At 69.4% G+C, this 10,745-nt stretch carries 11 protein-coding genes and 1 pseudogene; 6 read left to right on the top strand and 6 right to left on the bottom strand.

The features are described from left to right. Positions 1 to 1,124 (bottom strand): annotated as a pseudogene (locus tag NE2_RS34175) (hypothetical protein); the annotation flags it as partial. A gap of 197 nt (positions 1,125 to 1,321) precedes the next feature. Here NE2_RS34175 and NE2_RS34170 point away from each other — a divergent pair. Both NE2_RS34170 and NE2_RS34165 read left to right on the top strand, forming a co-directional pair. Next, positions 1,322 to 1,780 carry a DUF3151 domain-containing protein gene (locus NE2_RS34170; protein ID WP_030516647.1) on the top strand — a complete coding sequence of 153 codons (459 nt, stop codon included), beginning with the start codon at positions 1,322 to 1,324 and terminating at the stop codon, positions 1,778 to 1,780. Positions 1,781 to 1,851: 71 nt separating this feature from the next. Then, positions 1,852 to 2,946 carry an FUSC family protein gene (locus NE2_RS34165; protein WP_063032865.1) on the top strand — a complete coding sequence of 365 codons (1,095 nt, stop codon included), beginning with the start codon at positions 1,852 to 1,854 and terminating at the stop codon, positions 2,944 to 2,946. A gap of 382 nt (positions 2,947 to 3,328) precedes the next feature. Here the strand turns inward: NE2_RS34165 and NE2_RS34160 are convergent, their stop codons facing one another. Beyond that, positions 3,329 to 4,111, bottom strand: coding sequence for a site-2 protease family protein (locus tag NE2_RS34160; RefSeq protein WP_063032863.1), 783 nt, complete (start codon positions 4,109 to 4,111; stop codon positions 3,329 to 3,331). A gap of 60 nt (positions 4,112 to 4,171) precedes the next feature. Next, positions 4,172 to 4,795, bottom strand: coding sequence for a hypothetical protein (locus NE2_RS34155; RefSeq protein WP_233429973.1), 624 nt, complete (start codon positions 4,793 to 4,795; stop codon positions 4,172 to 4,174). Positions 4,796 to 5,130: 335 nt separating this feature from the next. On the opposite strand from NE2_RS34155, the gene NE2_RS34150 reads away from it, so the two are divergent. Further along, a complete protein-coding gene (locus NE2_RS34150; protein WP_030516643.1) occupies positions 5,131 to 6,426 on the top strand; it encodes an adenylosuccinate synthase in 1,296 nt (431 codons plus the stop codon). Here the strand turns inward: NE2_RS34150 and yczR are convergent. Beyond that, entirely contained in the window at positions 6,420 to 7,910 is a 1,491-nt protein-coding gene (yczR, locus tag NE2_RS34145; protein WP_063032859.1) for a MocR-like transcription factor YczR, read from the bottom strand. The genes NE2_RS34150 and yczR overlap by 7 nt on opposite strands. A 62-nt stretch (positions 7,911 to 7,972) precedes the next feature. On the opposite strand from yczR, the gene NE2_RS34140 reads away from it, so the two are divergent. After that, positions 7,973 to 8,221, top strand: a complete 249-nt coding sequence (locus NE2_RS34140) for a hypothetical protein (RefSeq protein WP_146165354.1) — start codon at positions 7,973 to 7,975, stop codon at positions 8,219 to 8,221. A gap of 84 nt (positions 8,222 to 8,305) precedes the next feature. Beyond that, entirely contained in the window at positions 8,306 to 8,986 is a 681-nt protein-coding gene (locus tag NE2_RS34135; RefSeq protein WP_063032855.1) for a methylated-DNA--[protein]-cysteine S-methyltransferase, read from the top strand. Positions 8,987 to 9,038: 52 nt separating this feature from the next. On the opposite strand, the gene NE2_RS34130 is transcribed toward NE2_RS34135, so the two are convergent. Further along, positions 9,039 to 9,446 (bottom strand): hypothetical protein, encoded by a 408-nt coding sequence (locus NE2_RS34130; RefSeq protein WP_146165353.1) that lies wholly within the window; start codon positions 9,444 to 9,446, stop codon positions 9,039 to 9,041. 198 nt (positions 9,447 to 9,644) lie between these two features. Between NE2_RS34130 and NE2_RS34125 the strand changes: the two genes are divergently transcribed. Next, positions 9,645 to 10,070 carry a nitroreductase/quinone reductase family protein gene (locus NE2_RS34125; RefSeq protein WP_063032851.1) on the top strand — a complete coding sequence of 142 codons (426 nt, stop codon included), beginning with the start codon at positions 9,645 to 9,647 and terminating at the stop codon, positions 10,068 to 10,070. A 24-nt stretch (positions 10,071 to 10,094) separates the two neighbouring features. On the opposite strand, the gene NE2_RS34120 is transcribed toward NE2_RS34125, so the two are convergent. Then, positions 10,095 to 10,745: helix-turn-helix transcriptional regulator (locus NE2_RS34120; RefSeq protein WP_167356825.1), on the bottom strand; the 651-nt coding region annotated here is incomplete at its 5' end.

Here is a 10,745-nt window from a genome sequence, read left to right as displayed (position 1 = left end):
GATCCCGGAGCGCCGGGCGTGCCCTGGCCCTGCTCACCGCCCGGACCGCCCTGAGCCCCAGGACGCTTCGAGCCGCTCTGCCCGGCTCCCGGCGGCGTGGCGCGAAGCTTCTCGGTGGCCGCCGGATCGGGTTTCTGAATCGGCAGGATCGTGGTGGCGTCGTCGGACGGATTCGATATCGCGGGAACGTCTTGTGGAGCTTCGTTTTTCGTGTCCGGCGCCGTAGTGCCTCCACCGCCGTTCGCGCCGGACTGCTGCGCCGGGCCGGACTTCGCTGTCTTCCCACCGCCCTTGCCGGACGAAACCTTGGGCAAGGCAACGGTTTTCGAATCATCGGTGCTCTCGCCGGACGCGCTCTCGTTCGCGGCGGCGCTCGGCGCATTCGAGCCCGGCGCGGCGGCGCGTGCGGAATCGGCGGCGCCCTGGCCGGTTGCGGCACTCCCGGCCTCGGCAGCCTTCGCGGTTTTCGCATCCTCGGCGCCCTTCGCGGTGCGCTCGGCGTCGGGTGCGGCGGCCGGGGCGTTCGTTTTCGCCGGGCCGTTCGCGGCGGCGGATCCGGCAGAGCCGGTCGCGGCGTCGGATTTGCCGGAGTTCTCGGAGGCGGGAGCCTTGCCGGTTTCCTCGGGCTTCTTGCCGGATTCGTCGCGCCTGGGGATGGCGACCGTCTCCGCTTCCCCCGCCCCATCGCTCGGCGTGCCCGCCTTGTCGGCACCGGCCGCCGCGCCACCGCCGCTCGATGTCGAGCCGGGCGCAGCGGCGGGCGACTTGCCTGAGCCGGGAGCGCCGGGACCGCCGGACTTCGCACCGGAAGCGTTCGCGCCGGACTTGTCACCCGCGGCGGAATTCGCCTGTCCCGCAGCGCCTTTTGCCCCCGGTGTGCGAATGACCTGGGTTTGCGCCGACGGTGACGGCATGGGTGTGGTGGGGGCGGCGCCGGGAAGTTGATCCCGGGAGATGCGCTGGGTGCGGTCAGGGGCGCCGGGGTCCGGTTCGCGACCGGCGGTGGGCCCGCCCTGGGCGCCGGGCTTCGCCGGTCCGTCCGGACCCGCACCGGATGCAGCCTGACGCGGGCGGTCGCCGGAGGCGCCCTGGTGCGGCTTCTGGTCGTCGTTCGGGTCGGACACGCGCTACCCCTTGCTCAGTATCAGCTGTCGGTCGTCGACTGTCGGTCTCAGACGGCCAGCCTAATGGGGTGGGGGCGCGTAGGAGGCGGCAGACGCGCAACCATATAAGGCCTCGCCATCAGGAGGGGGACTCGGCATCGGGACCCGCGCACCCGCTGCCCGGCGAGCCGCCGCGGTGGCGGTGCACAATGAAGCCCATGACCTCCTTCGGTGATCTGCTCGGACCGCAGCCGGTATTGCTTCCCGAAAACACGGAAGCCGAACAGGCCCTGCTGGACAACCAGGACCCGGTCCAGGTCGCCGCCGCCCATCCGACGGCCTCCGTGGCCTGGGCGCAGCTGGCCGAGGACGCGCTGGACCGCGCCGGCGTCGTGGGCGCACCCGAGGGGCAGGCCGAGGTGAGTCTCGATGTGGTGGCGGCCTACGCCTTCGCTCGCACGGGCTACCACCGCGGGCTGGACCTGTTGCGCCGCAACGGGTGGAAGGGCTTCGGCCCGGTGCCGTGGAGCCACGAACCCAACCAGGGCTTCCTCCGTGCGGTCGGCGCCCTCGCCCGCGCCGCCCAGGCCATCGGCGAGAGCGACGAATACGCCCGCTGCCTGGATCTGCTCGAGGATTGCGATCCCCGCGCCGCCGCCGAACTCGGATTGGACTGAGACTGGCCGGCACGGAACGGTTCGCGACCGCCATCACCGTCGATGCGGTTCGCGACAGCGGTAAGCAGCGCATGCGCAGTGGCTGGGTGCGTCTGCGCCGGTCCGCGCTTCCGATCTTCCAGTGTGCGGTGGGCGCGGCGCTGTCCTGGTTCGTCGCCCACCGGTTGGTGGGGCATCCCCAACCGTTCTTCGCGCCGATGGCCGCGGTCATCTCGATCGGGGTGTCGTTCGGTGCGCGGCTGCGCCGATCGGTGGAACTCGTCGGCGGTGTGGCCGTCGGGATCGGGATCGGCGATTTCTTCATCGGGCAGGTCGGAACCGGCGCGTGGCAGATCGCGCTCGTCGTCGGGGTGGCGATGGCGACCGCGGTATTCCTCGATCGAGGTGCGGTCATCCCGATGCAGGCCGCCAGTTCGGCGGTGCTGGTCGCCACGTTGATGCCGCCGCATACCGGCGGAGGTTTCAATCGCATGGTCGACGCGCTGGTCGGCGGGTTGGTCGGCGTCGTGGTGGTGGCCGCGATTCCGCTGCATCCCGTGCGCCGGGCCCGGCAGCAGGCCGCCGATATCCTCACCGTCCTGGGCGCGGCGCTGACCGAATGCGCCGACGGCCTCCATGAACAGAACGCGGAGAAGGTCCGCGCCGCATTGCATTCCGTGCGCGGCACGCAACCGCAGATCGACGGTCTGCGCAACGCCGTCGAAGGCGGCCGCGAGGTCAGCCGGATCTCGCCGCTGTACTGGAATTCCCGGCCCCGGCTGGAGGCGATTCGCGCGGCGGTCGATCCGCTCGACAATGCCGTGCGCAACACCCGAGTGCTGTTGCGCCGCGCGCTGACTCTGGTGCGCGACGACGAAATCCTCGATCCCCGAATGATCGCCGAGGTCGAAGAACTGGGGCAGGCGGTGGAAGTGGTGCGCCGCTACATGGTTGCCGAACCCGGTGAACAGCCCGATGCCGCCGAGGCGACGCGCGTCCTGCGGCGGGTGGCGAAGGGCGCGACCAAGGATCTGGTCGCGGGCGCCGGCCTGTCCTCCCACGTGGTCTTCGCCCAATTGCGTTCCATCGTGGTCGATCTGATGCAGGTCTGCGGAATCAAACGCCTGTCGGCGATCGCGTTGCTGCCGCCCACCGTGCGGAACCCCTATGTGGCGCCCGAGGATTGACCGGACGTGACGCCACCCGTGGGAACCCTTGCGGCAGCGCGTGTTCGGTAGCCTCGCCGGGCCGGAGGTTTCCCGAGCGAGCGCTCCGGTACCAGTAGTCGCCGAGCGGTCCGCGAGGTCGCCGGGTCCGGCTGCGCACGGCCGACGCGGCCGAATCGGGTAGTCGACTACTCGTGTCGCGGGTCGGCGCGGATCGTACGTTTGTCTCGACCGCGTCGACGAGGGGTGGCGCGGTCGGAAAACTTCGTGACGGATGCGACGTGCGGCCGATTGGTGTGCGGCCGACCGCGTAGGGGGCGGGCGCTCCGTCGCGAAGAGGGCCGCCCGGTTCCTGTTCGCCGGCGAATCGAACGGGAATCGGGCGCGCCCGCCGAAACGCGTGTCAGGTCCAGAAGCGGGTCAGATAACTACCGATGGCCGCCCAGTCCGACGGCACGCCGGACAGTTCGAACACCCAGTACACGGCGTCGAAGAACACGCGATTGAGCTCCGGCACCCACAGAATCGCGAGCAACAGCAGCAGCCCGAACGGCTTCACCTGATCCAGCGACCGCCGTGTCCGATAACTGAGCGACGGCTCCACGATCGCGTAGCCGTCGGTTCCCGGAATCGGCAGCAGATTCAGAATCGTCGCGGTGATCTGCAGAAACGCCAGGAAACTGAGGCCGAACCAGAACGCGGCGTGGTCATGGGTGGAGCCGGCGAATCGGACGATCACCAGCAGCACCACCGCGCACAACGCATTGACCGCCGGACCGGCCGCGCTGATCGCACGCTGGGTGCGGGTGGAGAAGTTCTGCGTATTCAGATAGACCGCGCCGCCGGGCAGTGCGAATCCGCCCAGCGCGATGAAGAAGATCGGCAGCGCGATCGACAGCAGGGGATGGCTGTATTTCACCGGATTCAGCGTCAGGTACCCGCGCATCTGCACTTCGCGATCCCCGGCCCGATACGCCGTGTAGGCGTGGCCGAATTCGTGCAGGCACACGCTGAGAATCCAGCCCGCCACCACGAAGACGAACACTCCGGCCTTGGCCCGGGTGGACAGCGGATCGGCATCCCATGCCAGCGCCCCGCCCAGAGCGATGATCACCACGATCAGCAAGAAGATCGGACTCGGGCTGATACCCCGGCGGTACTCCCGGGCCCCTACGTGGTTACGCACGCTGCCGCCTTCGGGGCCGTCGTACGTACCGCACCGCCCTCCGAGCCGGAAAGGAGTAGGTCATCGCACCAGCAGCCAGGGCTCGTGATGACGGTAGAAACTCGACCGCGGCACCGTGCGATCGGCGGCGATGCCGTCGCGCGTCACCGCCGCCCCCGGTGATCCCAGCTGTACGGCGCGGCCGGCCACCCAGCGCTTCTTACCCCAGCCGCGCTGCACCGTGGCGCGCACGCCCGGCATCTCGAGGGTGGGTGAAACATGCAGCGCCGCAACCTTTCCGGTGAACAACCGGACCTCGTCGATGTACGCCTCCCCCTCGAGTTTGCCGCCGTCGCGGCCGGTGATCGTGGCGCGGCCGACCAGGACGGTGCCGGTCTCGTCGCGGATCAGAGGGGTCGGCTCGGCGCGGCCCTCCAGCGCGCGTTTGGCGGCCTGCGAGCCCGTCCCGGTCTGATATGCCCGGGAACCGTAGGTGCGATCCACCGGCACATAGCCGATTTCGACGGTCAGCCGTTCGGTGCGCAGCAGATGGGTGAGCACCGCGGCAAGACCGGCATCCTCACCGAGCACGATGAGCCGCGGCTGGTTGTCGGCAGCGAGGACCGGAAGCAGTTCGTCCAGTTCTGCGGTGTCGGGAATCGCCGTGGTCTGGGTGGTGGGCAGCGACGCGAGCGCGATGGGCACGGGAGCGCCGTTGCAGCGGAGAACATGAGTACTCAACTGCCGAACACCCTCCTCGGACCTGCCAACGCCATCGCCCTCGCTGCCTACCGGGCGCACCCCTGCCGGGACGCCTCCGCAGGCCACTGTAATCGGCTCGGGCGGTCGGCGCGCTCTCCGCTGCGCCACGCGGGGAAGGAGGTGGCTGGTTACGGCACGAATTGTGTCCACTAGACTGTCCCTCCGGCCACCGCCACTTGGCGCGAGCGACGGGCCTCGGGAGCGCCGTCATCGGGCTCTGCAACGGCAGGTAGCTGCAGCGTCGCCGATGCTGCGTGTCGAAACCGTAGGAGACTCCCATGCCGGCAATCGTGCTGATCGGCGCCCAGTGGGGCGACGAGGGTAAGGGCAAAGCTACCGATCTGCTCGGTGGCCGCGTCCAGTGGGTGGTCCGCTACCAGGGTGGCAACAACGCAGGTCACACCGTGGTCCTGCCGAACGGTGACAACTTCGCGCTGCACCTCATCCCGTCCGGCATCCTGACGCCGGGTGTCACCAATGTCATCGGCAACGGTGTCGTCATCGACCCGGGTGTGCTGCTCGACGAACTCGCCGGACTGGAACAGCGCTCCGTGGACACCTCCCGGCTGCTGCTGTCGGCGGACGCGCACCTGATCATGCCGTACCACGTGGCCATCGATAAGGTCACCGAACGCTTCCTCGGCAACAAGAAGATCGGCACCACCGGACGCGGCATCGGCCCCTGCTATCAGGACAAGGTCGCCCGCGTGGGCGTGCGTGTCGCCGATGTGCTGGACGAGAAGATCCTCACCCAGAAGGTCGAAGCCGCACTGGAATTCAAGAACCAGGTGCTGGTGAAGATCTACAACCGGCGCGCGCTCGACCCGCAGCAGGTGGTCGACGAGGTGCTGAATCAGGCCGAAGGTTTCAAGCACCGCATCAGCGATACCCGGCTGCTGCTCAACCAGGCGCTGGAGAACGGCGAGACCGTCCTGCTGGAGGGTTCGCAGGGCACCCTGCTCGACGTCGACCACGGCACCTATCCCTATGTGACGTCGTCGAATCCGACCTCCGGCGGTGCCGCGGTGGGCGCGGGCGTGGGACCCAACAAGATCACCACGGTGCTCGGCATCCTCAAGGCCTACACCACGCGCGTCGGCTCCGGCCCGTTCCCGACCGAACTGTTCGACCAGTCCGGCGAGTATCTCGCCAAGACCGGCGGTGAGGTCGGCGTGACCACCGGCCGCGCCCGCCGGACCGGCTGGTTCGACGCGGTGATCGCCCGCTACGCGACCCGGGTCAACGGCATCACCGACTACTTCCTCACCAAACTGGATGTGCTGTCCAGCCTGGACCGCGTGCCGATCTGCGTGGCCTACGAGATCGACGGCGAGCGGGTGGAGCAGATGCCGACCACCCAGACCGAATTCCACCACGCCAAGCCCATCTACGAGGAGATGCCGGGCTGGTGGGAGGACATCTCCGGAGCGCGCAGCTTCGACGACCTGCCCGCCAACGCACGGGCGTACGTCGAACGGCTGGAGGAGCTTTCCGGCGCCCGCGTGTCCTGCATCGGCGTCGGACCCGGCCGTGACGAGACGATCGTGCGCCACGACGTCCTGAACCATCAGTAGCAGGTGAGGGGCGCCAACGGTTCGGTGGCGTGCGGGGTCAGCGAAGCGTACGTCGCCGCGATCGACTTCACCGCTACCCGCAGATCGGATTCGGTGTGGGTGAACGGGATTCGCAGGAACCGCTCGAAGGCGCCCTGGACCCCGAAACGCGGTCCGGCGGCCAGCAGTACGCCGTGATTCGGCGCGGTGGCGGCGAGGGCGGTCGAGACGGGAGCCGGAAGTTGCACCCAGATCGACATGCCGCCGCAACCGGGACTCACCTGCCAGTCGGGCAATTCCTCGGACAGGGCGTCCAAGAGGGCCGCACGCCTGCTGCGTAGTTGTTCGCGGCGTTGTTCGAGGATGACGCCGGCATGATCGAGCAGATAGCCGGTGGCCAGCTGATCCATCACCGGCGTGCCGAGGTCCACCGTGGAGCGGGTGCCGAGAAGTTTCGCGATGAGCGACTGGTTGGCGCGAATCCAGCCCACGCGCAGGCCGCCCCAGAACGACTTGGACGCCGACCCGATCGTCACGATCTCCGAACCGCGTGCGAAAGCCGCCGCCGGAGGAGGGGTTTCGCCGTCGAGTTGCTGATCGACCATGGACTCGTCGACGATCACCGTCATGCGGGTCTCGCGGGCGATCGCGGCCAGTTCCGCCCGGGCGTCGGCGCTCATCAGCAGGCCGGTCGGATTGTTGAAGTCCGGCACCAGGTAGGCGGTGCTCGCGGCGGTTTGCCGTGCGGCACTGCGGATTCCGTCGAGATCCCAGGCGGCATCCGGTTGTTCGGGGCGTAGCGGCACCGGGACCGGCCGGGCGCCGACGTCGCGGATCGCCTCGATCGCGTTGGGATAGGTCGGGTGGTCGATCAGGACGCGCTCGGCGGGTGCGGTGAGCACATTGAGGAGCAGCCGAAGTCCGTGCTGCGCACCGAGAGTCACCAGAATCTGATCCGGCTCGGTGGGCAGGCCGCGCTCGGTGTAGCGGCGCGCGAGCATCTCCCGCAGCGGCAGCACGCCCACCGGGTCCATGCCGTGGGTGCCGAGATAGATCGGAAGACCCTGCAGCGCAGCCGAATACGCGTCGTTCATCTGCGGCGGCGCCGACATCGCGGCGTAGGTGAGGTCGACGGTGGGCTGTGCCGTCGGTGACATCACCGCCAGGATGCTGCGGGCCGGTTTGGTGCCGTCGTGCGCGACGTCGGAGGGCAGGGCGACCGTGCTGCGCGAGCCCTGCCGGCTGATCAGATAGCCGTGCTCCCGCAGCAGCGCGTAGGCGGAGGTGACCGTGGTGCGGCTGACGCCCAGCGCGGTCGCCAGATCGCGTTCGCTGGGCAGCGCGATACCCAGCGGGGCGCGGCCGTCGTGGATCAGCAGGCGAATACTCTCCGCGAGTGCCAGATATGCCGGGCGCGCACCCCGGCGGGCGGCGCCGGATTCGTCGTGCCGCCAGCGGCCCAGGTCGCGGGTGAGGGTGGCCGCACTGATCACGCGTATCGCCATAGAGGCCAGTATCCGGGTAGTGGCTATTTGATTCAAGTCCAGATGCGGGCAAGGTGGACCTCATGTTCTCCGGTCTTGCCGCCCTGCTGGTCGTCGTGGTGGTTCTCGTGGCCGCCTACCGCTACGCCACCGGATCCGGCCGCCGGGTCGTCGCACTCTTCGACCGGTATCGACCGCATGCGCCGATGGCGGATTGGTCGCTGGGAGAGGCGGATCGCCGTGGTCGGGCCCGGGATCTCCCGGTCGTGCGCGGCCGCGGGTCCGGTGTGGCACGGGACCGGTCGGCGACTCGACCGCCTGCGTCACCCTGACCTTCGGGGGCGGCATCAGTCCAGTCGTGTAATACTGGACTGCAACAGCCGGGAATGTCGGACCCTCGGTGCACACTGTGGGGTATGTCTGCGGGCAAGTTGTCCTCGGTCGCGGTGACCGAATTCGATACCGCCATCGGCCGATGCGCCATGGGATGGACCGACGACGGCGTCGTGCGGTTCCAACTGCCGGAAATCGTCGGCGTGCGGGCCCCGGAGCGTGTCGAATCTCCGGAGCTCGCCGAATCCCCCGGCCTCGTCGGATCCCCGGCGCGTGACGAATCCGCGCCGCCCGCCGACTCCCCGGACGCTTCCGCCCTCATGTCCGGCATGCTGCGCCGCGGAGTGGACGCGATCGCGTCCGCGAGGGTTCGCACCGTCGAACCGTCCGGTGCGATGGCCGAGGCGATCCGGGCCATTCGCGCGCATCTGACCGGCGAACTCGACGATCTGCGGTGGATTCCGGTGGACTACCGCGCGCAACCGGAATTCCATCGCGCGGTCTACGACATCACGCGCGCCATCGCCCCGGGACACACTCTCACCTACGGCGAGGTCGCCGCCCGGGCCGGAGCGCCCGGCGCGGCCCAAGCCGTCGGACAAGCCTTGGGCCGCAATCCCATTCCCTTGATCGTGCCCTGCCACCGCGTGCTGGCGGCCGATCACGGACTGCACGGTTTCTCCGCGCCCGGCGGCATCGCGACCAAGGCCCGCCTGCTCGAAATCGAACGCACCTCGGGATTCGGCGAACCGACCCTGTTCTGAGCGCCGGTGGGCCGGCTCGGCGACCGCACCGAGTCGCCGGCGCCGATGGCTGCTACTTGTGTTCGGGGTTCGGGTTGATCGCGCCTTGGATGCCGTCGTTGGCGCGGTTGACGCCGTCGACCACCGCATCCGGTACGGCATCCGGCACCGGCGCGCTGAAGCCGCCCACCCGCACTTCGCGCGGCGCGGGCGGTTCGGTCGGCTTCGGTTCCGGCTTCGGCGCGGCCCGGGGCGCGGAGTGCGGAGCCGGTACGTGTTGCGGTGAGGCGGAACGCAATTCGGCGGGCTCGTCGGAAGGAGCCGGGGCATCCGGGGTGGTGACACCGGGCTGAACCGGACCGGTCGCCGCGGCCGAACCGGCGAAACCGAGGACCACCGCGAGCGGCACCGCCGCCATCGCGACCCGAATACCCGTCATCAGATACCGATTTCGACGGATCACGCCGAGCACCACCCTCATCAGCAGCCTGCCTGTGTGGCGACCACGGCCGCCGCCAGCATCGTAATCGACCGATAGCGGCGACGCAGTGTCGAATTCCGCACAGCGACGGCCTCCTACCGTGGTCGGACACGCGGCGCATCCCGTCGAACGATGTATGCCCGGGAGCGGAGGCCTACCGTAGATGTCATGACGAAGGGGAGTGGCGGGCGAGACAGCATGGGACACGAACGGAAAGCGTCACCTTCGGCCCGCGATATCCGCCGCCGGCTCGCGGTGCCGGTGCAGCGGTATATCGCGATTCCCGTGGGCAGCCGGGTCGCGCGGTACCTCGGCGGACTCGCCGTACTGGAGACGATCGGGCGGCGCAGTGGTCAGCCGCGGCGGACGCCGATCGGGGGGAGGCTGGTCGGCTCCTCCTATTGGTTCGTCTCCGAATTCGGGCGCAATTCGCAGTACGTGCGCAATATCATCGCGAATCCCAAGGTGCGCTTGCAGATTCGCGGTGTCTGGCACGACGGCACGGCGATCCTGCTCGACGACGACGATGCGCGGGCACGTCTGCGCAAGCTCAACCGCGTCAACAGTTCGGTCGTGCGCGCCGTCGGCTCGAACCTGCTGACGATTCGCATCGACCTGGAGTGACTCGGACCGGCCGGGGCGAACGGTTCAGCGCTGCTTGTCTCGCGGTGGCTCGCCGCGCATCAGATCGGCGAGCGCCTCGCGATCGGTGACGTCGAGCTTCATACAGGCCCGATAGAGGTGTCCCTCGACGGTCCGCACCGACACCGTCAGCCGATCCGCGATCTGCCGATTGCTGAGTCCGGCAGCGACCAGATTGGCGATTTCGCGCTCCCGCGCGGTGAGCGGAAGTGGCTGTGCCGATTGCCGAAGCGCCGGTGTGCTCGCGCCACCGCAGGCCGCGGCCAGGCGATTGGCTGTCGCGGCGGATTCGAGCAATCGGCGCCGATCGCCGTGCCGCTCGTGCGCCGAGGCGGCCTGCGCGGCGGCGTCGGCGGCCGAGAGCAGGGCGCCCATCCGCTCGAATTCCGCTGCGGCATTGTCCAATCCGGGGCCGTCCTGGGAGGCCACGGCCACCGCGTGGCGAGCCTGCACCTGCACCAGCGCGCCGTCGATCCGCGCCGCGATATCGGCGAGCCGCCCGGCCACGGTGCGGTCGCCGAAGCGGGCCGCGGTGTGCAGGCCCATGGCCTCGATCGCGTGCTGGTGGGACCGGGCCGCGGCGTCGGCGGCGCCGATGGCCAGCCGCACAGCCGGGGCGACGGTGCCTTCGGCCGCGGCCTGCCACGCGCGCGCGAT

The sequence above is a fragment of the Nocardia elegans NBRC 108235 genome, from assembly GCF_001612845.1.
GTDB classification, from domain to species: Bacteria; Actinomycetota; Actinomycetes; order Mycobacteriales; family Mycobacteriaceae; genus Nocardia; species Nocardia nova.
The sequence above is the reverse complement of the archived record's forward strand: the minus strand, read 5'-3'. Positions and strand labels throughout refer to the sequence as shown.